16 protein-coding genes and 2 pseudogenes are annotated in these 23,880 nt (G+C 31.5%); 8 read left to right on the top strand and 10 right to left on the bottom strand.

The window, feature by feature from the left end:
- Positions 1 to 124: 124 nt before the first annotated feature.
- The 4 genes and pseudogenes from HM982_RS12540 to HM982_RS12525 form a co-directional block, all read right to left on the bottom strand.
- A complete protein-coding gene (locus HM982_RS12540) occupies positions 125 to 4,198 on the bottom strand; it encodes a T9SS type A sorting domain-containing protein (protein WP_179353588.1) in 4,074 nt (1,357 codons plus the stop codon).
- 15 nt (positions 4,199 to 4,213) lie between these two features.
- Positions 4,214 to 5,077: a hypothetical protein gene (locus tag HM982_RS12535; protein WP_179353587.1), complete on the bottom strand. Its 864-nt coding sequence runs from the start codon at positions 5,075 to 5,077 to the stop codon at positions 4,214 to 4,216.
- A 245-nt stretch (positions 5,078 to 5,322) separates the two neighbouring features.
- A pseudogene (locus HM982_RS12530) lies at positions 5,323 to 6,033 on the bottom strand (YifB family Mg chelatase-like AAA ATPase); the annotation flags it as partial.
- A gap of 220 nt (positions 6,034 to 6,253) precedes the next feature.
- On the bottom strand, positions 6,254 to 6,529 hold the full coding sequence (locus HM982_RS12525) for a hypothetical protein (RefSeq protein ID WP_179353586.1): 276 nt from the start codon (positions 6,527 to 6,529) through the stop codon (positions 6,254 to 6,256).
- A 302-nt stretch (positions 6,530 to 6,831) separates the two neighbouring features.
- Here HM982_RS12525 and HM982_RS12520 point away from each other — a divergent pair, with 302 nt between their 5' ends.
- The 4 genes from HM982_RS12520 to HM982_RS12505 all read left to right on the top strand — a co-directional run bounded on the left by HM982_RS12520 (position 6,832) and on the right by HM982_RS12505 (position 10,243).
- Positions 6,832 to 7,653 (top strand): GNAT family N-acetyltransferase, encoded by an 822-nt coding sequence (locus tag HM982_RS12520; RefSeq protein ID WP_179353585.1) that lies wholly within the window; start codon positions 6,832 to 6,834, stop codon positions 7,651 to 7,653.
- Between the two features lie 147 nt (positions 7,654 to 7,800).
- A complete protein-coding gene (locus tag HM982_RS12515) occupies positions 7,801 to 8,457 on the top strand; it encodes a hypothetical protein (RefSeq protein WP_179353584.1) in 657 nt (218 codons plus the stop codon).
- Between the two features lie 137 nt (positions 8,458 to 8,594).
- Entirely contained in the window at positions 8,595 to 9,101 is a 507-nt protein-coding gene (locus HM982_RS12510; RefSeq protein ID WP_179353583.1) for a hypothetical protein, read from the top strand.
- Between the two features lie 542 nt (positions 9,102 to 9,643).
- A complete protein-coding gene (locus tag HM982_RS12505; protein ID WP_179353582.1) occupies positions 9,644 to 10,243 on the top strand; it encodes a recombinase family protein in 600 nt (199 codons plus the stop codon).
- Between the two features lie 170 nt (positions 10,244 to 10,413).
- On the opposite strand, the gene HM982_RS12500 is transcribed toward HM982_RS12505, so the two are convergent.
- From HM982_RS12500 to HM982_RS12490, 3 genes are all read right to left on the bottom strand, one after another.
- Positions 10,414 to 13,077 (bottom strand): hypothetical protein, encoded by a 2,664-nt coding sequence (locus HM982_RS12500; RefSeq protein WP_179353581.1) that lies wholly within the window; start codon positions 13,075 to 13,077, stop codon positions 10,414 to 10,416.
- A gap of 216 nt (positions 13,078 to 13,293) precedes the next feature.
- Positions 13,294 to 13,572 carry a hypothetical protein gene (locus tag HM982_RS12495; protein ID WP_179353580.1) on the bottom strand — a complete coding sequence of 93 codons (279 nt, stop codon included), beginning with the start codon at positions 13,570 to 13,572 and terminating at the stop codon, positions 13,294 to 13,296.
- Positions 13,573 to 14,440: 868 nt separating this feature from the next.
- Entirely contained in the window at positions 14,441 to 14,644 is a 204-nt protein-coding gene (locus HM982_RS12490) for a hypothetical protein (protein WP_179353579.1), read from the bottom strand.
- A 295-nt stretch (positions 14,645 to 14,939) separates the two neighbouring features.
- Between HM982_RS12490 and HM982_RS12485 the strand changes: the two genes are divergently transcribed.
- Positions 14,940 to 15,650, top strand: coding sequence for a hypothetical protein (locus tag HM982_RS12485; RefSeq protein ID WP_179353578.1), 711 nt, complete (start codon positions 14,940 to 14,942; stop codon positions 15,648 to 15,650).
- Between the two features lie 183 nt (positions 15,651 to 15,833).
- Here HM982_RS12485 and HM982_RS12480 read toward each other — a convergent pair whose 3' ends face one another.
- Complete coding sequence (locus tag HM982_RS12480) at positions 15,834 to 17,570, bottom strand: recombinase family protein (RefSeq protein ID WP_179353577.1); 1,737 nt, start codon at positions 17,568 to 17,570, stop codon at positions 15,834 to 15,836.
- Positions 17,571 to 17,602: 32 nt separating this feature from the next.
- Positions 17,603 to 18,466: pseudogene (locus HM982_RS12475) on the bottom strand (YifB family Mg chelatase-like AAA ATPase); the annotation flags it as partial.
- A gap of 416 nt (positions 18,467 to 18,882) precedes the next feature.
- Here HM982_RS12475 and HM982_RS12470 point away from each other — a divergent pair.
- Positions 18,883 to 19,167 carry a hypothetical protein gene (locus tag HM982_RS12470; protein WP_179353576.1) on the top strand — a complete coding sequence of 95 codons (285 nt, stop codon included), beginning with the start codon at positions 18,883 to 18,885 and terminating at the stop codon, positions 19,165 to 19,167.
- A gap of 156 nt (positions 19,168 to 19,323) precedes the next feature.
- On the opposite strand, the gene HM982_RS12465 is transcribed toward HM982_RS12470, so the two are convergent.
- Positions 19,324 to 20,277, bottom strand: a complete 954-nt coding sequence (locus HM982_RS12465; protein ID WP_179353575.1) for a YheT family hydrolase — start codon at positions 20,275 to 20,277, stop codon at positions 19,324 to 19,326.
- 565 nt (positions 20,278 to 20,842) lie between these two features.
- Between HM982_RS12465 and HM982_RS12460 the strand changes: the two genes are divergently transcribed.
- Together HM982_RS12460 and HM982_RS12455 are read left to right on the top strand one after the other, a co-directional pair.
- Complete coding sequence (locus tag HM982_RS12460; RefSeq protein ID WP_179353574.1) at positions 20,843 to 21,967, top strand: DegT/DnrJ/EryC1/StrS family aminotransferase; 1,125 nt, start codon at positions 20,843 to 20,845, stop codon at positions 21,965 to 21,967.
- 92 nt (positions 21,968 to 22,059) lie between these two features.
- Entirely contained in the window at positions 22,060 to 23,859 is a 1,800-nt protein-coding gene (locus tag HM982_RS12455; RefSeq protein WP_317167431.1) for a polysaccharide biosynthesis protein, read from the top strand.
- The last annotated feature ends 21 nt before the right edge of the window (positions 23,860 to 23,880 follow it).

Raw genomic sequence — 23,880 nt, 5'->3', positions numbered from 1 at the left:
CACTTGCAAAAACTTTTTTTGAGCATGAATTGTTAGTTTTCTTAAAATTAAGAAAATCAACGAAATAAAAAAGCCTTTCAAAATATAATCTTGAAAGGCTTTAGTTTTATAAAAGTTAAACTATTTAGTTCTTAACAAACCTTCTAATAGTTTTATCAACACCAGATTGAATCTCCAAGAAATACACTCCATTTGATAACCCTCCAACATCAATAGATGAATTACTATTATTTTTCACAATATTAATACGTCTTCCATTTACATCGTAAATAGTGATTTGATCAATAACTACAGTTGATTCAATATTTAATACATCAGAAACCGGGTTAGGATATATTCTTATAGCATCTTCTAAGCTTTCATCCTTTACCGACAAGCTAGAAAGCGAATACTCAATAACTAATTGAGGTCCCGCAGTACCATCGAAAGCTTCTGCTTCACGCTCTCCACTTCCATTAATTACAAAGGTCATTGCATTAAACATTGCCCAATCTTCTTGCGCTAAAACTTCCTCTACTAATGAAGCAATATTTGGTGTTTGTTGATTGACACCTGCATCTCCAATATTTTCAGTTTCCCAAGCAGGTATATCATTCCAACTTACTACATTATTTCCAAGTGTTCTAGATGAAATATCAAAATCTGTGTTTGAGAATTCTAATGAATTTGCATTAGCCTCAGCTCTTATCTCCACACTTGTAGCATCTGTATTATCATCATCTACTGTAAATTGAATATAAGCATTAGTAATTACAGCATCAGAAGGTAATTGTATATCTGTAAATCTTACACCTACAAGTTGGTTAGTAGAACCACTTTCATCAACGAGCTCTAGATCTGAACTCCCTAAATCCATAGCTCCCGTTGCCACTTCTTCCTCTGCATCATTATTAGATCTATTAACTTCATAAATTAATGTACCAGTTTCTGGAATACCTTCACAATTACAATCGCCATCTTCTATATCAAAAAACGTATCTGCATTACCATCGTCACAAGACGTTCCATCAGGCTCACAAGGTGTTTGATAATATAATTTTAAAATCGGTGCTGCCGACCCATCAAATGATTCCGCCACACGCTTCCCTGAACCTGAAATAATAAAGGTAACTGCGTTTCCGCTTAACCAACCTTCTTGAGCAATAATTTCTTCAACAATATTTGTAACGTAAGGTGAACGTTGATTAAGACCTGCTTCACCTGTAGTATTCCACATAGCAACATCATCCCAATTTACAGAACTTATTGTTAAATCTCTTGAGGTAACATTATTTAAATCAGAAGTGAAAGTCGCACTCTCTGTTGCCAACTCTCCATTAATAACTAAATTAGTGATATCAGCTTCAGTACTTGTTTCATCAGTTTGAAATTGCAAAAAAGCTCTAAACAATACAGCACCTTCTGGCATTTGAACATTCTCAAAACGCACGCCAATGACTTGATCGATACCATCATAAACCAATTCTAAATCTGAACTTTCCGTATAGACAAGTCCTGTACCAACTTCCTCTTCGGCATCATCACTAGAGTTAAGCACCTCATTAACAGATTCTACAACATCATCAGGAATTCCATTACAATTACAAAAACCATCTTCTTCATCATTAATTGTACTCGCATCGCCATCATCACATGGCGTTCCATAAGCAGGACAATCATTAGCTGATAACGTATAAGTAATAATTAATTGAGGTGCAGACTCTTCATCGCCATTAAATGACTCCGCTGTTCTTTCACCCGAACCTGTTATAAAAAATGACATAGAACTATACGGTAACCAATCTGGTTGATCCACAATTTCCTGAACAATAGTTCTCAAACTCGGTGTTTTCTGATTTTCTCCAGCCTCTCCTACAGTTTCCCAAGCAGGAACATCACTCCAAGTCACTACTGCTTCTGTTTGTGATCTAGAAGTTATATTGTAAGGATCCGTAGTAAAAGATAAACTATTAATCGTTTTTTCACCGCTTATAATTAAGTTTGTAGATTCGGTATTAATTTCATCTGTAGTGAACTGAATTGCTGCATCTAAAATTACAGCACCTTGAGGTAAGGTAACACCATTAAATCGCATACCTACCGTTTGATTAAATTGATCTTGATAAGCATCGTAAACTAATTCTAAATCTGAACTATCTGTATACATAGCTCCTCCAGTTTCAGCCTCTTCAGCATCATCATCTGCATGGTTCACTTGGTAAGTTAACGTCCCCGACGCTTCTACACCAATACAATTACAGTTACCATCTTCAAAATCTAAAACCGTATTAGGATTTCCGTCATCACAAGTCGTACCAGCATCTTCACAAGGTAATTTGTAAAATAATTTTAATTCTGGTGCCGCTGAACCATCAAAAGATTCCGCTATTCTTACTCCTGAACCCGATAAAATAAATGTCATTGCATTACCGACTTCCCAACCTGTTTGAGAAATAACCTCATAAACCACATTATTTAAGTATGGTGTACGTTGATTAACACCCGCTTCGCCTTCAGTTTCCCATTGCTCAATACCATTCCAGTTTACAGCATTAACCGTTAATGGTCTTACTGAAATATCATTATTATTAGATGAAAATGTTTCACTAGCAACTGATAATTCTCCATTTATAATTAAATTTGCAACATCACCTTCAGTACTTGTTTCATCCGTTTGAAACTGAACATAAGATCGGTATAAGGTAGCACCTTGTGGTATTTGAACATTTTCAAAACGAATACCCACCAACTGATCAATACCATCATAGATCAACTCTAAGTCTGTACTTTGCGTATACACTAAGCCTGTTCCAATTTCTTCTTCAGCATCATCACTACTGTTTTGTACTGCAATCGTTTCTTCTACCAATTCAAAATCTGGCACACCTTCACAATTACAAAAACCATCTTCTTCATCATATAAAGTCGTAGCTTCTCCATCATCACAAGTTACACCAACAACAGGACAAGGATTATCCGTTAAATTAGAGTTAGAAATTGTTACCACACTACCTGTTTCTGGTGAAAATATATTTAATGCTTCAGGTAATGTAAAAGGATCTGTATTACTTCCTTCGGCAACCTCATCGGCATTATTTACGTCTATGGTACGTAATTCAATTTTTTCATTATCTACAAAAACCAGTTTGAATTGATTGAAAGACCCTGAGTTTCTTGTCCAACTCTTATCATCATCATTATCTCTTAATGGTGCTCCCCAACATCCTTCACCTGTGTATACCGTTCCGGCTTGTTCTTCAATAACAAAACCCTCATCATTTCCTGGATCTGACGATGGTTTAATTGGCCATGTTGTTTTAGCCATGTGCGAATCACAATCTACAACCAACCTTACTTGTTGGTCATAAAATAATTGTGCCCATGCACCGTATTGCGCATTTCCTTCAGATTTACCTGAAGTATGTGGACGCATTGGCTTATGATATTGTGCCATTTTCCATGTTAAATCAGAAGACGTATTTAAATCATCTTCTAACCAAGTTAACTGATCACCAAGCACTGAAATTTCAGAATTTAATGTGTATGTTCTAATCATATTATTTCCCCACGTCATTGCGTAATAAGAATCCGCATTTGGCGTATCAAAAAGGTCGTATATTGAAGATGTATTTTCATGATTACCTCTAGCTGGTACAATAGGAAACATTCTTCCATCTGCAGCTGTAGTTAATTGCCAATCATCAAACCAATCTTGCCATTCCGAATTACTATCCGCATTGGTCATATCACCACCAAATAAAACGGCATGTGGTTTTAATTTACTCACTAATTTATTAGCATTCTGTCTTGGTATTCTATTATTTCTAGAATCACCTCCTGCAATAAAAAATAATCTACTATCGTCATCTGGTGCTGTTCTAAACCAAAATTGTTGACTTACACCTTCGCTATCATTTATTAAAAAATAATAAGTTGTATTAGGTAATAGACCAGATAATCTTGCAAATTGATTAGACATTCCTTTTGCTGACGTCTCTCTATCTACCGTTTTATTAAAAGCATAAGCTCCAAAATCAGTACCGTGATCTACAGTATCATAATAAACAGAAGCATTAGAACCAGAAATTTGATTCCAAGCCACTGTAATTGTGGTTGCAGGATCATCTAAAAGAATAAGCCTGTACTTGTCATTATTTGCATAACCTATGCGAACTAGGCCAAGCAAAATAAGAAACATTAGAGGTAATTTTAATTTCATAATTAGGGTTTTGTTTTAGTGTTTTGTTTTAAGTGTTTTATCATAAATGCCATAGAGTATCAAAGTCGCCAAAGGCAACAAACCATGCGGTAATCTATAAACTGTTAAATAGGAAAAGTGATGTATGGAATTAAGGAAGAAATCAGGATTAAAACCAGCAACTATTCGGGCAAGTGCTGTTAAGATTCCCCAAACGATAATATAAATAAAAGCAGGTTTCACCAATTTAGGAATAAACAGAAAAATTGCTGCTATGACATCTAAAAGGCCAACTGCAAACAATAGCTGTCTCGCATGTGTTTCTGTTACACCTAATATTTTAATGGTCATATCTATAAAATGACCTGGTACATATATGAATCCCATAGCAAAAATCCCATGAGGAATAAACGTCAATGCAATTGATACTTTTAACCAAAAAATAAGTTTTTGCTTATTAAGTGTATCAAAATCCTTAGTAAAAAAGAGTACTAAAGGCGCTGCAAATTGTATAGTAAGCTCAAAGAATTGTAAGAAGTCATAGTTTTTATCTTTCACCATACATACACCAAGTATAAACAAGATGAACAAACTAAACCCTATTATACTTTTTTTAAGTTTAACATAAGGAATCTGTTTCCAAAAAAGACTGACAAATGCTGACACAAATAAGGTAATGCTAAAAAACAAGGTAAGATTAGCTATACCTTTATTGGTTTTAGAACTTGTGGCATAATCATACCACGGCGTATTAAAAATGTTTTCTACAATAGGACTCATTAAGCTTTCATCCCAAAGAATGGCTCTAAAAGGTGCGCCAAAAAAATAAAATTGGTAGGCTCTTGCTATAAAGATTAGAAAAGCACAAATCTGGATTATAAAAAAGGGTTTCAGTTTCATCTCACAAAAAAATGAAATTAAAACCCCTAATCTATTATGTAAATGTTATTCGATTATTACAATATTTACATTATTATGTTACCTATATTATTAAATTATTACCTGACTTTAGATTTAATTCAATAGTGATAGAAGTAGACTGTTTTTTTTAATTTAAAACTAATTGTTTTAACAAACTCTAATGCAGGTTTTTCATTATAATACACATTACCTTTATCAACAAAACCCTAGACTTAGCTTAAATCTTAGCCCAACCAACCATCTCTATCTAAACTACGATACTGAATAGCCTCACTAATATGCGCACCCAAAACATCTTGTGAACCCTCTAAATCTGCAATAGTTCTTGCCACCTTAAGGATTCTATCATAGGCTCTAGCCGATAAATTAAGTCGTTCCATGGCGGATTTCAACAACTGCATAGACGCTTCTTCTAATTTGCAATATTTTCGGATTTGCTTAGTGTTCATTTGTGCATTGTAATGTATATTTTCTAAATCTACAAAACGTTCGGTTTGTTTTTCTCTAGCTTTAGTAACGCGTTTTCTAATCTCAACCGAAGATTCCCCATTTCTTTCGTCTGCTAGTTTTTCAAAAGGCACAGGCGTCACCTCAATATGAATATCTATTCGATCTAGCAATGGCCCTGAAATCTTTCCCATGTACCTTTGCATTTCCGCTGGCGATGAGGTGATTGGCGCATCAGGATCATTAAAAAATCCACTTGGACTAGGATTCATACTGGCTACCAACATAAAAGATGACGGGTAAGTCACCGTAAATTTAGCTCTAGATATTGTTACTTCTCTATCTTCTAGAGGCTGACGCATCACCTCTAAAACTTCACGTTTAAATTCTGGCAATTCATCTAGGAATAAAACACCATTGTGTGATAAAGAAATTTCGCCAGGTTGCGGATAACTTCCACCGCCGACGAGGGCTACGTTTGTTTTAGTAATAGTTGTGTGGGTTATTTACATTACACGTTTTTAATTAATAATCAACAACTTAATGATTAAGAACCCCTTTAATATTAACCGAAAATTAACCTATATAAACCTAACGCAATCACACCAAGTATTATGAACCTTATTATAAAGCTCCCGATTTTAGAATGAAAAAACCACATTCTACCATCATTTTTTTTGTAATTATCCATACTTAAAGTCATTTAATTTATGTATAATCTTTTAAATCCGTTCTCAGAACTTCTAATACTATATGCTCAAAATTTGAACACTTTACCAATATAAACTTTTTGGTCAAAGGATTAAAATTAAACACCAAATTAACTTGATAATAGCCATTAATCAAGTACTCTAAGTTCTTTTTAACCCTATTTTTGAAAAAATAAATTAAAGAATTTAAATCATCTTGTTGCTCTGGACTGAACTCATCCTCCCATTCAAGCAAATCCAATTGCTTTATCTCAATTCTAATTATTACCGCCAAACCTATATGAATTTTTAAAGTATAAAAGTATATAATTTTATAATGCAAGACATTAAATTACTACATTCAGTAGCAAATATTAACTACATACAAAAGCAATTTTCGTTATGAAATTTACGTACCATTTTTAAAATCCTATGTTTACCCCATATTTGAACTAAGTAATTATTCTGTAAAACAAATTCAATTAAATAGCTATAAAAAAACCAACTAAAGAGAAACAAAAAAACTTTTGTTATCCCCATATACATAAAGATTATGTATATATTTATGTTTCATATAACCAGTTAGCCATAATTTGAATGAACTTTACGCCAAAAGATAATCCCGAAGAATTTAATAAACTTTTGTTCCAAGAAGTTGGAATCAATTTATTTCGACATAAATTTTTGAAAGACTATATTGAAGGAGTTCAAAGTGGTTCAAAAAAACTATTTGATGCTTCTTTTATAAATAAAACTAAAAACGGTTGGATTTTAGTTTTACACGGAGATATACTTTTGATTTATGGACACAATTGGAATGAATCACAGTTTAATGAAATAAAGGAAATATTTGACTTGAACCAATACACGAATTACATAGCTAGTGGAGATGCAAAATTAATAACAGAACTAATTGAGTTTTTCAAAGTTGATAAACATACTTTGAGGAAAGAAAGAATATTTTACAAGTCTGAAAAAATCCGAGATTTCGATTATAACGGACTTAAAATAGAATTAGGCAGAATGGCTGAACTTAATAAATTAGCTATAATGCTTCAACAATATTATCACGAAGAATACAATGGAGAAAATGATAAGTCATTAGCAGAGATGCAACAAAGAATGTTTCAGTTAATTCAAACAGCTAAAGTTTATACTTTAAAAAATAAATCAAATAGATTATTAAGTTTTTGTTCTATAATTGACCCAGATATTGGTATTTTATTTACCAATTCGGAATTTAGAAAAAAAGGATATGGGAAAATTTTGCTTTCTTTCTGTTCTAGGTTATTAGAAAAGGAGAACGGAACTGTTTATGTAATGACTGACAAAAACGAATTGGCTTCTAATCAAGTAATGAAAGCAGTTGGATTTGAGCCAATTTATGAATACGCAATGACAGAAATAAACTATGGCTAACACCGTATATAATTTATTGCTAGTTCTAGCCTACTTACGAAAATCCTCGAGGATTTTCTATTCGGTTTTTATTTGCTAAATTAGATGCTTGACCACGCAACTAACCATACACAAAAACCGTTGGCAAACATTAAAAACGAAATACTTATGAAAATAACGACAATACTTTTCTTTCTACTATACATAAATATTATTAATGCTCAAAAACTTTTTGAAAAGACAGACTTAGTAGATGAATTTGGAGATAAGATTGGTGAAGTACAAAGAAATGTTTCCTTTGGCACTTTTTCAAATTCAGCTACTAATGATTCAGATTTACGAGTACATACTATTTTAAATGAAATGCCGGAATTTAAGAGTTTAGATGAATATAAAGAATATTTGAGTCAACAATTGAAAGAAAATGGATATTCAGAGAAAGATATTGAAACTACTTTGAAATATGCTAAAAAAACGTTGGAGACAACAAAAAACACTAAAGGTTCTATTCAATTCAAACTTTATGAATATAAAGACAAAAGTGCAAGTATGATAGGTATCGAAACGGGAATGATTTCAATTAAAACCTCTGATGGCAAAAAAATAAGAGCAAACTTAAGTTCACCAGCTTTTTTAGGAGGTAATGTTACAATAACTGGCTACAAAGAATTAACAACTGGTGCAATGGGTGTAAAAAACCAAATAAAATATGGATATTATGACTGGTCACAAAGCGACATATACAACGAAATAGTAAATGCGAAAGGAAAAGTAATGGTTGTAATTGCTTTTGGAGGTTCTACTTATAAATTTACATTAGAATAATTCATATAACTATAAATTGATTTATAAAATAATAAAAAACGATTTGCTAACACCGTGTATAATTAATTGCTTTGGTCGTTGCTTAACCACGCAACTAACCATACACAATCACGTTAGGCAACATTACTCGAAACGCAATGAAAGAGGAAACACATATAAATATAGGAGAATCTATTCACATCTTCAACGAAATTGAATTATTCTTAAATTTGATAATAACACACCATATAAGTCCAAAGGATAAAATATTCTTTTTGAATTATATTCTAAACACGAGTGTAATTAGTTTTGGAGCAAAAATTAAAATTCTGATAAATTTAAATATTTTCTCAAAAAATCAAATTACCCAATTGAGAAAACTATCTTCAAACAGAAATGTATTTGCTCATACCAACAGAAATCCACGTTTTGTTGACGAAATAATTACTTATCCAGAAAAAAAATTAGCCGAAATAGTTATCAAGGATATTATCCTTGAAACAAATTCTGAAGGAAAACTAAAAACGACTAATTATAAAGAATTTTTAGAAAGTAACATTAAACTTCGGAATGATATAATTGATTTTATCGTTGAATACATAAATAAAAACAGTATAGACACCTTGCATTTCCACGTACAGAACCTAGCAAATAGCAAGATTTAATATTAATTAAACTTTATGTTTTACAAATTGCATACTTATTGTAAATTTTACTTAGGGTTCTATATAGGGAGGTATTAATTAGATATATTCAAACGTACGCACGGCGCACAAATTAGCCCCCCTACACCCCCTTTATGTTCCTAAATGGGTCAATGTTGCCACGTATTCACTATATAATTGATTTAACCCTCCTATGTACCCCCTCTCCCTACATAACACCTCCCTACGTATCATTTAACCCAATTAATTGAATAATGTAACCTCTCTTAGATATACACATTTTTGCGTTTAAACCTCACGCACTCGATGTGCTTCATTAAAATTTTCTGAAATTTTATAAATATCTCAAATTTTGGTTAAAAGTGAATTATACCATTTTTTGGGAGCGTACCAAATTTAGATTATGGTCTAAACATATCACACTTAAAAAAATTCAACTTACAGAAATACTAAGCTTAGAGTGTACTAAAAATAACCACCCTAAAATTAGTACAATAATTTATAATAATATATATTTGCTTAACTTTTAAATAGTACATATTATGAAAGCAAGATATATACGAGTTTCAACATCAAACCAATCAGAGAAAAGACAATTAATTAATGAATCTAATAACGAGAGGGTTTATTATGATATATGTAGCGGTTCGATACCATTTGCAGAGCGTGAAGATGCTAGGGAATTATTAACGGCTGTTAACAATGGTGGTATAAACTATGTTAGTGTGCATTCAATTGACCGCTTAGGTCGTAACCTACTAGATATATTAAACACCTTAGAACTGTTCACAGCTAAGGGAGTTACTGTAAAAGTTGATAACCTTGGTATTGAATCATTAATCGATGGCAAAGAAAATAGTGCATTTAAACTAATTATATCAGTACTTGCTAACATTAGCGAAATGGAACGCTCAACACTTTTAGAACGTCAAGCCGAGGGCATCGCAATAGCTAAGGCAAACGGAACTTATAAAGGTCGTGCTAAAGGTTCAAAGGAATCAAATAAAACCGTATTGACAAAACATAAGGAGGTTGTTAAGTACCTCAAACAGAATCACTCATTGCGAAACGTTGCTAAATTATCAAATGTTAGTCTTGGTACGGTGCAAAAAGTTAAAGGTATCTTACAAGATGTTAGTTAGATAATTAGGGTACGTCCTTAGAATAGGTTACTATAGAACAACTCTCTGAGGACGTGACCTACCAACACAATATAAACACCTCATTTTCAAGCGTTTTACTAATATTTAACTGTAATATCTTGGTGTTAAATATCATATTCAACACCAATAATATTGATATTCAACACCAACTAACTAGCCAACTTAGTGTAATTATTTACAAATCCAATTATATTAAATGGTGTGTTAGTGGTTAAACCTAAATACTTACTAGAATCATTAAATAACTCACTATGATACACATAATCTTTTACCACATTTGGTAAGATTATATTATTAGTTTCAATATCTTCTAAAGACATAATTATTGCATCGTGAAACCTATAAGAGTTAAACGGTAATATATCCTTATAACGTTGCATAAGTATTTTTTCGTTAGCGGTCATAATTTCAAAGAAACTACCTTTTTCAACATTAGCGGTTAACCTTGCCAACTCCAAAGCCTTACAATCCGAGTAACCACAATCTAAATATATTTTCTTAGCGTTTGATACTGTTAGATTATGATTATTTAAACAAGTATTATATATTTTCTTTGCCTTATTACGGCTTATGTTTCGGGCGGTCATTAAATTATTATAAACGTTTAACCCTATGGTAGTTTTTAGGATGCTATCAACTATTTGAGGGTTTGCGCTCGTCAAATCCACGCTCACCAACTTAATTGGTATTATTGAACGTAAAGCCTTTGGTGTTTGAGTTAATGGGTTGTACTCTCTATTTTTCACTTCTGAAACACTCCCTATTTTCCCATCTGTTAAAAGGTATATAAGAACGTTATTCATTTTACTTTTAATTGCTGAACGTGTATTATAATTAATATACTTCTCCCCACTATCCAACTTTTTAAAAATCTTATTACTAACATCTTTTAACCAGTCTTTTTCATCTTCATTAAGTACGATATTAAAATTATTTAATTCTGAATGTATAATTTTTTTAATGTTCCTCCCTCTATGAGATTTGTCAATAACTAAAGGTTCATATAAACTAACATCATAAAAAACCTCATATAGTTTAATCTCCCTCTCAATTGATTCAGATAAAATATTATTATCAACTTTAAAACAACTATATAAATACTGCCAGTCATTCAGTAGATAATTTTCACGAAAATAATCGCTCAAACCATCACTATAATACAAACGTCTTGCATTACTTATTTGCTGAACGCTCAAACCCTCAAAAACATACTTTGAATCAAAATTTACACGTAAAAACAAATCAACACTATTAAAAAACTCGTTAGGTCTCACCCTCTTATTATTTAACTTATTAATTATTTCACTATTAGTTATTTTCAATAAATAAGCTGTCAATAATTCAAATGTTGCCTTATGCGAGAAACTACCGTTATTCTTTGATTTGAGGTTGTATTTTGAATGTTTATAATTCTTTAGAAGCATATCACTATCATAACTTAATAAGTTGGTTAAACGCTCCTTAAATGGTGTTGAATTATTCTGTTTTGGTATTTCAAAATCATTATTATCATACTGACTTAACACAAACCCATAACGCTCAAATTCTGCTGTTAGAACCTCCTTATTATATAACTGATAATTCAACACATTTTTTAAAATAGGTTCGATTAAAACAGCTCTATTAACGTATAAATGCGGAGTGACCTCCTTAATGTGTTTGATGTCGTGATATAGTGTAACCCCCTCAATTTGGGAATTAAAGAACTCTAATTGATTATTAAAAAATTGGATACTATTAGTTATTTCATTTATTGAAGTTGGATATTGAGTTGCTAATTTAGTATTAACATCAATCTTACTTTTTGCATTAACAAACAATGCGTTAAATACTTGTTTTCTTGCACGTCCGTAACATTGAACAGCATCATTTACACCAATTTTAAAAGCATCACTTTTCTGATTAGAAACAATACATATACTACAGTTAACATCAATATCAAACCCAGCAAAATAACTACTACTAAGAATCAACAATTCGCAATCATTATATAAATCACTACTTACCTCAACCCCTCGTTTATAAGCCTTTAATTTAATACCAAGGTTTTTACCAACGAGGTTTTTAACTTTCAAATCCTTGAACGACTTATGTAAATCACTATCATTCGAAAAAAGAACAACTAAACGACCCTTTGTGTTTTCATCGTAAACAAACCTTTTAACATCAGCGAGGTTATTTGATAATTTTAGCGGTTTAGGTTGTTGGTCTGACTTAGTTAATTTGAAGTACTTAACATCTTTATCGGTTGGAACATCAATATTATTATAATTTGGGGTTGCTGTTGAAAGTTTAAAATTTGCCCTCCATTCATTATACACCAACTCCAAAAACTCACCCATAACATTTCGGAACTCGCTATCTATAGTGTAACTATGGTATTCGTCAATAAAGATAGGAATAGTTAAAAGCTGATTATACAAACCCTTGTTAGTCGCTCTGAGTTTAATTAGTTGGTCTGGAGTGCAATTAATAATAATATTCTGCTCAGATTCATCTGTATGGGTCAAATAATTATTTACAAAATCCCAACTATTATTTATATCAATGTTTTCAGAGCCACTATAAATAAACGCTCTAAAATCACTATTATAATTTTTTGTTTGTTGGGCTTTGCCCTCAATCATTCCCACGTTTGGAGATACTATTAAACAGTTTCCTTGTGTGTAATTTAACAAGGCGGTTGTTCCACCTATTCCAGTACTACCTTTGATTATGTAGCTATTATTTGAAAAATCGGTAATAACCTCTAAGGCTTGACCGTTTACGTATTTATTTTGAAATTTAATTTCTTTAACCTCATTTTTTGACACGGTTAAATAGGTATTCGTAAACCCTTATAAACTTGACTTTTTTTAACTTTTTAAGTATATTTATATGAGAGAGGTTTATCGGTCGTGATTCAATTGCTCCAACAATTGACACTTTAAACTAATCACGTTATTATTTGGTGAGGACTCACCCCACCTTAAAGAGATAGTTAAATAGTTTTGGTGATTTAGCTATCTTTTTTTTTGTTTCATCTCCGACTATTTAGATTGAATAATATAGTTCTTAAAGATGGATTTTAATCTAAGCATAGTATAGCTACGAGAACTTTTAACGCTGTTATAAGCCTTTTTATCCTTGGTTGATGGCAAACTATATAACAAGTTTAACCAGTCCTTTTTGATGGCTTCAAATGTTTCGTTATAGTTTCCGTATTGATTAAGTAATAGTACAAGTAAGTAAGCATCCTTTTTTTCTTGTACTGACATTTCAGTTGTGCAATTTGGATTAAGTTTCCATTGCCTTTTTGGTATTTCCATATATTTTTTAAAATAGTTCAGTAGCTGACAAGCATCATTACCACCGCCCTATACACAAATATACTTAAATAACCAAATAAAGTCAATTTTATTTCTAACTTATATTACATTTTTATTGTATCACTAAAATAAATTAACATTTATTAATAAAATAACAATTAAATACACTTATTAATATCATATATTTAATTAAGCACATATACAACAACCCTACATTATTATATAAAAAAAACCTTAAAACATCATACAAGACACTCAAAGGGTTTTTATTTTTAACCTGGTGTACCTTATTCCAACACATACATTTAGGTTTATAAATCAAAACCACCACCACCAGCAACAAAATCAATATGTTTAGTCATATTGAATGTGCTAATTAGTAAAAAAAATATAATATATACCGTATATAGCGTATATATTATACAATAAAATTTGTATATTTGTATATGTAAAAAAATACCCCACCTAATAAATAAGTGGGGAATGAATGAAGCATCAAGTGCTTCGACTAAAAAAACTTTAAGGTATTAGACTAGTCCGCTAACTATTTCTACAATACCAGTAATAAAGTAAAGAACAGCTGTAAACCAGTAAATGGTTTGCAGTTTTTCTTTATAACTAGTTTCAGTCATAAATAAACTATGATTTAATTAAACTTCTACCCACTCAACACTGATTATAAATCAATTATCAAGCTGTTTCAAAATTAAATAAAATAAATATACTTCTATATTTAAATTGTCAAGAGTTTTGAACATAAGTTTTGAAGTTTTGAACAAACATAACAATAACAAACCCCTTAAAACATCAAATACGACGTTCTAAGGGGTTTTCTTTACTTAAAGGTATTGACCTTTTATTTTCAGCTTTAAGCTTTAATACTATCTTTTTTAGCTTTAAGAGTAGCTTCAATTGATTCTTTAGTATATAATAAATTGTTTAATTCAACTTCAGCTTTTGCTACCATTTCATTTATCAATATTAAACGACCTTCAGCAGTTTCATTTAATGCATCTCTTTCTTTTTTTGTTCTTTTTACTGGTGTTGGATAAACCATTCTTACTCTACTCATTATTGTAATTTTTTATTAATTGTTTAACGTGGTTCAAATATCGAAAAAACAAACCTTATAACCAAATTTTTCACATAGCAATATTTAATCATAACTTTAACATATTTTTAACACGTTAAATACTTGTAAAATTCAACTATCTGATAATCTAGTATGTATGGTTTTTGATTTACATTAATATTAAATAATACAATTGTAAGTCATTAGCGGTCAATCATTGGCATATTTGACTGCCATTATCGGTCTTTTATTACCTAAATCACTGATATATAAACAAAGACATAAATTAAAAGATATGGAAAATAAAAAACAAACATACACCGAAAAGGTAACACTTAGATTAACTACAGAAGATAAACAACAATACCAAAAAGAAGCCGACAATAAAAAATTACCCCTAACTACATTGTTGAGGCATAAAATTAATGGAGATGAAAAAGATGAGGTCATATTCGAACCCAAACTAATATATTTTGATAATGATGAATATAGAACAGCTTTTGGAACTGCAAGAAAGAACCTTAAACAGTTTGAAGCAATTAAAACCGAATTAACAAAGTTTTTACCTATTCCAACATCTAAAGAAGATTTAACGGAACTGTTAAAAACACCTAACAAGTATGTTGAAAATGCAATTACTTCAAAGTATGCAAGTAAAATAGATATACCAATCTCATTTACTAAACTTGTCGAATTACTAGAAATTGATTTATCAAAATTTCAACAACTGACAAAAAATTACAGACCGACATATTTAATCTTAGACGAAAATAATAATGTAGTTACGAATGTTAATGAGGACAATTTTAAACACTATACAACCAACCAAGCCGAAAACACACGTTTAAAGCAAATGAATGAGTTTATAGAGTGTTTTACCAATGTGATAGGTAAAGGGCATAACAATTACAAAATACACCAATTACAGCGACTAATGAGTGACGTTTTAATATACGATTCACACCTTAACACTTTACGTCCTAGACTGTCTTATATAAAAAAATAAATGTAGGGTTTATCTTCCTACATTGGGGGTTTTAGTATCGCACAATCCTAGCCCCCACGAAACAAAGAATAATTATTTTTATTCTGTCAAGTGGTGTTAAATTTAGCCGTATAGCACCACTAAAATAAATAACCACCTCGATTTAATGGGGGTGGTTATTTTTGTTTATATACTTAGTTAAATTCAGTTAAATTCAATTAATTCATTTTTGGTTATTTCCAACGCATCGAAAATAACAGTACCACCCGATTCAGATGTGAATAAATGATAATCTTCAATAGGAACTTCAATTTCAACACCGTGCTTTAATTTATATTCATACTTATATAACTCTATATTATCTTTAATATCTTGTTGAGTTTGTTCAGTTGTGTAATTGGATACATATATCCATTTATTATACGGTAATTTAGTGTAGAACGTTGAAACCTCATTAAAGGCTTTATATTTAATTGAAATCGCATAAACATCTACATTATTAACATCTTTGGTCGATAGTATTTCAATACTCTCAACAATATTATTAATAGCTGTTTTAAGTTGTGTAAAGTTGGTTAAATCAACATTCTTAACCTCATTCTTATAGGCTTCTATACGGTCATTATTCGTGCGTTCACTTATACTATTATCAATTGTTTGTAAACGTGCTTTAAACACCTCTATTTGCTTCTTAGATTTATCATAATTACTGATAAGTTTATCGTCATAAGTTAATTTAGGATTACTTAATAAGTTAAATAAACGCTCATTAACTTCAATCTCTTTTTCTATGTTAGATACCACTTGTACACGTTCAGCCCTCAACTCATTCAATGAATTATCAACCTTATCTAATGCTTGTAAATGATTTAATAAGTCTTTTGATTGAAAGAGGTGTTTAATTATAAAGGTTTCTAAATATGGAATACTAATTGATTTGTTACCGCAATTTAATTTAGGGTAACGCTTAGAACTACACATATAAAAGTTATCACGTTTTGATGGTCGAGTACGTCCGTAATAATTGCGCCCACATTTACCGCACGTCAATAAACCTTTTAGTAAATATCTATACTCAACTTTCTTACCACTACTCTTAATTCGGTTTTTTACAAGGTTCTTCTGAACTTTATCAAATAATTCATTATCAATAATTCGAGGGGTCGGATATTCAACTCCACTATAAGTACGAGTTCCGATATACCATTTATTTTTAAGAATACCTAACACGGTTTTAGCACTCCAGACAATATTTTTTTTAGCTCGTTCAGTGACGTTTTTATTATGCTTGTTAATTATCTTAATCGTTCCATCATAAGCGTTATACTTGGTCGGAACGCCCTTTTCTGTTAAATGTGTTGAAATACGTTTAACACCCCAACCCTCTAAGGATAAATTAAATATTTCCTTTACCGTTTCGGCTTGCGATTCATCAATTATAATATGCTTGTTTTCGTCCGTTGAGTAACCGTATGGAATAACAGCCCACGCTTTGCCCTCACTAGCGGAATCTCTAAGGGCTTTTTTTGTTTGTACTCCTTGTAATTGTGCTGTGTATTGATTTAATGATGAAATAATTGAGGTTTGTAGTAGTGTTGTTGGGTCGTTAAAATCCAATGCCTCCCCATCACCAAAACTAACGTTAATATCAGCTTTTTTTACAGCCGACACGAATAAGTAAAACGTTGCCGTATTACGGTCTAAACGGTTTTGGTTTCTCATCCAAACGCTTTTAATTACACCGCTTTTAATGTCTGAAATTAAATTATATAGCTGAGGTCTGTCAGATAATTCAAGTGTGCCACTTACACCCTCTCCCTCGTTATATATAGTAAATTGTTGGTTATGCTTCTTTGCGAACGCTTTCCCCTCCCTTATTTGATTTTCGATTGATGTAGATTTGTCATCCTCACGGCTTAACCTTGTGTATATAGCAAGCATATTATATTTTTTTTCAAATATAATAATTAATTCGCCCCCACAACTGTAAAACTAACATTCGATATGGTATGGTGTGGACTTCTAAATGGTCGCTGTGCCATTAATCCCGCATGTGCTTTTACACGACCCACAACCGAATGAATTTTAGTGGTTTCTAAAGCTTCATGTAAAGTCATCGGTGGTAATATACTTGGTAAACGTTTTGCCAACATGGTTTTACCAGAGCCCGGCGGTCCAATAAGTATGATATTATGCCCACCAGCAGCCGCAATTTCCATACAGCGTTTTATGGATTCTTGCCCTTTAACATCCGCAAAATCGAATTCGGGGAAATCGAGACTTTTATAAAATTCTTCTCTTGTATTTATGATAGTTTGCTCAAGAGGCTCCTCCTTATCAAAATGATTGATTACCTGCATGATATTTTCAACACCAAAGACTTTTATGTCATCAACAATAGCAGCTTCTTTACTATTTTGGACTGGAAGAATGATATTTTTAAACCCCTCTTCTCTTGCTTTTATAGCAATTGGTAAAGCGCCCTTAAACGGTTGTAAACTACCATCTAGAGACAATTCACCCATAATAAGATAATCTTCTAGGTTTTCTGCTTTAATTTGATTGGATGCGGCTAAAATTCCAATAGCCAAGGTTAAATCATAGGCAGAACCTTCTTTCCGCAAATCGGCAGGTGCCATATTTATGGTAATCTTTTTACCAGGAATACGGTAACCATTATTTTGAAGTGCAGCTGCAATTCGGTAATTACTTTCCTTGATGGCATTATCTGGAAGCCCAACTAAATGATAACCAACACCCTTATCCACATTGACTTCTACTGTAATTGTAGAAGCTTCAACACCAAAAACGGCACTTGCGAAGACTTTTTTGAGCATGAATTGTTAGTTTTCCTAAAATTAAGAAAATCAATGAAATAAAAAAGCCTTTCAAAACTTAATCTCAAGAAAAGGGATAGATTAAAGAAAATAACTTCAAAAGTTAAAAAGAAACATTATCATATTAAACCCAAAAAAATAATCCAAAACGTTTAAACTTAAAAATGACTTAGCAATTATTCTATTTAAAGCATTAATAGCTGTAATTTTAATTAGAACTACCTAACAACCAAAAAATTAGACTACACCCACAATTTTAAACAATAAAAATAGTCAAAAAAGGTAGTTATCAACAATAAAAGTAAGAAAATTCACTAAAAAATCAACAAAATTATGTATTTCATCGATTTTATTATACACTTTGTAGATTTTAAGAAAATAATTATATATGTTTGTAATCCCAAATTTACTTAATCATGAAAAAACAATTACAAACAGTTTTACCAATTTACCTTATGTTTAGTTTTACATTTTTATTAGGCTGCTCTGCAGAATCAGAACTTGATGATGATGATGATGATTGCGCCTGTGAGAAAGTCACCTACATTGAAGCTAAATACTTAGAAGAAACTACAGAAACCTGGCTACTCAGCTATAGCGAAACTGATCGTGAAGATGTAGACTGCCAAGAAGAAACTAATTATTCAGTACCTCCTACCGGAAGCGAGGTTAGAGAAGTTTATAGAATAGAATGTAATTAATATTATAACATAGCACCTTATCAAAGTGATATTTTTGAAAGGTATTAAAGCTATTTTCTTTAATTACATAGAATGCTTTTAAAACCTAAATTTAGTTTAGATAGTTTCTAGTGCATTTTTAGTACCAAAATGAAATTGTAAGTCAATTAGAAAATATTAATTAACAAACTCCAAAGCACGTTGTTCGTTATAATAAACATTCTTTTTATTTACAAATCCAACATGACCACCATGTTTTGGCATCTCTAAAAAGATATTAGGATTTTGCTTTGCTTCTTTAACCGGATAACATTTTGCTGATAAAAAAGAATCATTAAGCGCATTAATGATAAGCGATGGCACTTTAATATTTGGCAGAAACTGTAAGCAACTAGACTTTTCGTAGTAATCTAAAGCATTCTTAAAGCCATGTGCTTTAGCTGTGTAAATATCGTCAAAATCTTTTAAAGTTTTAATTGAATTAAAATCGCTAATAGATATGTTTTCAGGAAATTGATTGATTTTAGGCTTTAATTTATCTTTTAGATGTCCTAAAAAACGAATAGCATAATGCCTATTCTTTAAACTAAGTAATTCACCACAAGAACCACTTAAATCACAAGGTGCAGAAACAGCTATTACAGCTTTAATTTCTTTTGCTAAGTCGTTACCTTCACCAACATATTTTAGAACCATGTTAGCTCCAAGGCTTATACCTTTAATATAAATTTCCTGATAATTACCTTTGGCCAAAACGTGTTTAACCACAGCATCTAAATCTTCTGTTGCTCCCGAATGGTAACTTCGAAATAACAGATTAGGTGTTCCGCTACATCCTCTAAAATTAACACCAACAGCATCAATACCGTTGTTATTGAAAAGTTTTGCTGTACCTGTGATGTATGGGCGCTGCGCATGACCTTCGAGTCCATGAAGTAGAATTATAATTTTTTTAGATTCTTGTGATGCATAGCTCCAATCTAAATCCATAAAATCACCGTCACTTAATGTGATACGTTCTCTAGTTTGTTGGACTCCTTCTACTTTTCGAGCTAATCCTGAAAAAACGGTAGAAATAAAACCTCTCTTTGCCCAAAACGGAGGTTTATAAGTTGGGGTTAATATTGGCATGTTTTAGTTTAAAATTATACGTTATCACAAAATCCATTGTCAAATTTCACAAATATAAAAAAGCAATGGTCTGTTATCACTATTTAAGCAAACTTTACATAAATTATATGAATTAAAATCATCCCCGTTCTCTCTTAATTAAACACTATAAAATTAGAGTTCGCATCCACTCAATATAACTTATCATTAGAAAATGAATTTTAATCTAATTTGAAAAAACAAAAAACATTTGAATCGTAAAAACCATTAAAACAGACTAATACAAAACTAAAGCTTTGATTTACACTAATCAATTTTATAAAAAAAAGTCCAATAATTAAATATGATAAGTAAAAAAACAACTCTAAAATATAAAAATACAATTGCATTTTATCTGATTTTTTGACGTTTAAAATCACCACTAAAATGGTATGTCGTGTAAAATATACAGTTTATCGTAAAATTATATTATTGTTTCATTCTTTAATATTTAAGGACTTATATTAGCACTGTAATTATCATTAATTATTCAGGTCCCAATCACCTATAATTAAAACCTTTAGGTCTTAACTTAAAGTATTAACCTATGAACAAAAAAATATGGTTATCATCTCCACACATGAGTGGTAATGAACAGCCTTACATCAAAGAAGCTTTCGATTCTAACTGGGTAGCTCCGTTAGGACCAAACGTTAATGGTTTTGAAAAAGATCTTGAATCTTACCTTGACGACAACAAACATGTTGCTGCTTTAGCATCTGGCACCTCTGCATTACATTTAAGTCTTATTTTATTAGGTGTAGGTCTTGGTGACGAAGTTATATGCCAAAGTAAAACATTTTCTGCTTCTGCCAATCCAATTGCTTATCAAGGTGCAACTCCCGTTTTTGTAGATAGTGAAGAAGACACCTGGAATATGTGCCCTATGCAACTGGAAATAGCAATAAAAGATAGAATTTCTAAAGGCAGAACACCTAAAGCAATTATTGCTGTTCACTTATACGGAATGCCTTATAAGGTTGATGAAATTAATACGATAGCAAAACAATATAATATACCAATTGTTGAAGACAGTGCCGAATCTTTAGGAAGTCAATACAAAGGCCAAAATTGTGGAACATTTGGTGACTTTTCTATTCTCTCATTTAATGGAAATAAAATTATAACCACTTCAGGAGGTGGTGCTTTAGTTACTAAATCTATAGAAGACAAAGAAAAAGCTGTTTTCTTAGCCACACAAGCAAGAGATAACGCGCCACACTATTTACATTCTCATATTGGTTATAATTATAGAATGTCTAATATTGTTGCTGGTATTGGCCGTGGACAAATGACAATTTTAAACAGTCATGTTGCCAAACGTCGTTCTAACTACGAATTCTATATTAATGCCCTTAAACAACATACTCAGGTTTCATTTTTATCAGAACCTGATGGTTATTTTTCTAACCGTTGGTTATCTTGTATTTTATTAGATTCCAAACAAACACGAGAGGGTTTAAGGTTAGCTTTAGAAAAAGAAAATATTGAATCGAGACCTTTATGGAAACCTATGCATCAACAGCCTGTATTTAAAGATGCACCAAGCTATCTTAATGGTGTTTCAGACGAATTGTTTGAAAAAGGACTCTGTTTACCTAGTGGATCTAACCTTACTGACGACGAATTAAATAGGGTTATTTCTGCTATAAATTCGTATTTTGTAACATGATAATCCGTTTTCTAAATAAAATATCGGAGAAATATGCTTCTAAATGGCTCGTTTTACTATTTGACATCTCAATAGTAGTCGTGACATTTTTTATGGCGTATTTAATTCGTTTTAATTTTGCGCTAGAATTTGATTTTATCATTGTATTAAAACAAGTTCCTTATGTTATCCTCATTGCTGCAGTGAGCCTCATTGCTGTTGGAGCTTATAAAGGTGTTGTTAGATTTACAGGTTTCAAAGATATTGTAAACCTGATTATAGGTGCCAACATCTTAGCTACCCTACTTATATGCTGCACTTTTATGAGTAGAAAGTATTTTGGAGAAGATAGTATTTTTAATATTTCTGGTTCAATTATATACATTCATTTATTATTAAATATACTGTTCCTTATTAGTGCGAAATTATTCATTAAATCTCTATACAATCATATTACTCAAGATTTTCAATCGATTTCCAATGTTCTAATTTTTGGCGCAGGAAATTCAGGAATGCTAACTTATGATGCCATTCAAAATGACACTAAAAATGGTGTTGCTGTAGTTGGTTTTATTGATGATGATGAACGTAAAATTGGAAAAAAAATAAACCTTCTCAAAGTTTACAGCATTGATTCCATTGATGAAGACTTCATAAATAAGAATAATGTTGAAGAGGTTATAATTTCGATACAAAATATAGACCCTTCAAGACTCCTTCAAATTACAGGTAATCTTTTTTCTTTAGGACTTAAGGTAAAGATTGTACCTCCAGTTCAAAGTTGGATTGATGGTGATTTAAGTGTTGGTCAAATTAAAGAAGTTAAAATTGAAGACCTTCTTGGAAGAGACCCAATTAGCATTAAAAATCCAGATTTAGAAGAACAATACGATAATAAAGTTATCTTAATCACTGGTGCGGCCGGTTCTATTGGTAGTGAAATCTGTAGAAAAGTAAGTCTGTATAATTACAAACAACTCATCCTTGTAGATAATGCAGAGTCTGCGCTTTATGACATTCAACAAGAGTTTAGACAGCAAGGGCTAGAAAATATTGATGCTATTGTTGCCGATGTTAGAAATAGAACAAGAATCGATCAAATATTTAATCAATATAAACCTAAAATTGTTTTTCATGCCGCTGCTTATAAGCACGTTCCCTTAATGGAAAACAACCCTTTTGAAGCTGTTAGTGTTAACATTGGAGGCACTAAAAACGTCGCTGATATTGCCGTTAAACACAGCGTTGATAAATTTGTTCTTATTTCAACAGACAAAGCTGTCAACCCTACTAATGTTATGGGAGCGACAAAACGAATTGCTGAGCTTTACGCTACTTGTCTAAAAGGTAAAGGACACACTAAATTTATAACCACTAGATTTGGAAATGTTTTAGGATCAAATGGTTCTGTAATCCCTTTATTTAAAAAACAGATTGAAAAAGGGGGACCACTTACGGTTACACACAAAGATATTACACGTTATTTTATGACTATTCCTGAAGCATGTCAGCTAGTTCTTGAAGCAGCAGCTATGGGTAATGGCGGTGAAATTTTTGTGTTTGATATGGGAGAGCCTATTAAAATCTTTAACTTAGCGACGAATATGATTATTCTTTCTGGGCTTCGCTATCCTGAAGATATTGATATTAAAATTACAGGTTTGAGACCAGGAGAAAAGATATATGAAGAACTTTTAGCAGATGGTGAAAACACAAAAAAAACCTATCACGATAAAATAATGATTGCAAAATCGAGACATGTTGACATTGTTAGTGTTGAAAAACAAATTAACAAGCTTACATCTGTGAACTCAATGACACAACCATTAGAAATAGTATCTTCAATAAAGTTATTAATTCCAGAATACATCTCTAATAATTCTACTTACGAAGTATTGGACACAAAAAAATAATACATTCTGTATTGCAACTTA

Origin of the sequence: Winogradskyella vidalii (assembly GCF_013403955.1) — a bacterium.
GTDB lineage: Bacteria > Bacteroidota > Bacteroidia > Flavobacteriales > Flavobacteriaceae > Winogradskyella > Winogradskyella vidalii.
The sequence above is the reverse complement of the archived record's forward strand: the minus strand, read 5'-3'. Positions and strand labels throughout refer to the sequence as shown.

Coding starts and splice junctions, on each gene's coding strand:
- HM982_RS12540 (WP_179353588.1), bottom strand. CDS start 4,198: ATGAAATTAAAATTACCTCTAATGTTTCTTATTTTGCTTGGCCTAGTT.
- HM982_RS12535 (WP_179353587.1), bottom strand. CDS start 5,077: ATGAAACTGAAACCCTTTTTTATAATCCAGATTTGTGCTTTTCTAATC.
- HM982_RS12520 (WP_179353585.1), top strand. CDS start 6,832: ATGAACTTTACGCCAAAAGATAATCCCGAAGAATTTAATAAACTTTTG.
- HM982_RS12515 (WP_179353584.1), top strand. CDS start 7,801: ATGAAAATAACGACAATACTTTTCTTTCTACTATACATAAATATTATT.
- HM982_RS12510 (WP_179353583.1), top strand. CDS start 8,595: ATGAAAGAGGAAACACATATAAATATAGGAGAATCTATTCACATCTTC.
- HM982_RS12505 (WP_179353582.1), top strand. CDS start 9,644: ATGAAAGCAAGATATATACGAGTTTCAACATCAAACCAATCAGAGAAA.
- HM982_RS12495 (WP_179353580.1), bottom strand. CDS start 13,572: ATGGAAATACCAAAAAGGCAATGGAAACTTAATCCAAATTGCACAACT.
- HM982_RS12490 (WP_179353579.1), bottom strand. CDS start 14,644: ATGAGTAGAGTAAGAATGGTTTATCCAACACCAGTAAAAAGAACAAAA.
- HM982_RS12485 (WP_179353578.1), top strand. CDS start 14,940: ATGGAAAATAAAAAACAAACATACACCGAAAAGGTAACACTTAGATTA.
- HM982_RS12480 (WP_179353577.1), bottom strand. CDS start 17,570: ATGCTTGCTATATACACAAGGTTAAGCCGTGAGGATGACAAATCTACA.
- HM982_RS12470 (WP_179353576.1), top strand. CDS start 18,883: ATGAAAAAACAATTACAAACAGTTTTACCAATTTACCTTATGTTTAGT.
- HM982_RS12465 (WP_179353575.1), bottom strand. CDS start 20,277: ATGCCAATATTAACCCCAACTTATAAACCTCCGTTTTGGGCAAAGAGA.
- HM982_RS12460 (WP_179353574.1), top strand. CDS start 20,843: ATGAACAAAAAAATATGGTTATCATCTCCACACATGAGTGGTAATGAA.
- HM982_RS12455 (WP_317167431.1), top strand. CDS start 22,060: ATGGCGTATTTAATTCGTTTTAATTTTGCGCTAGAATTTGATTTTATC.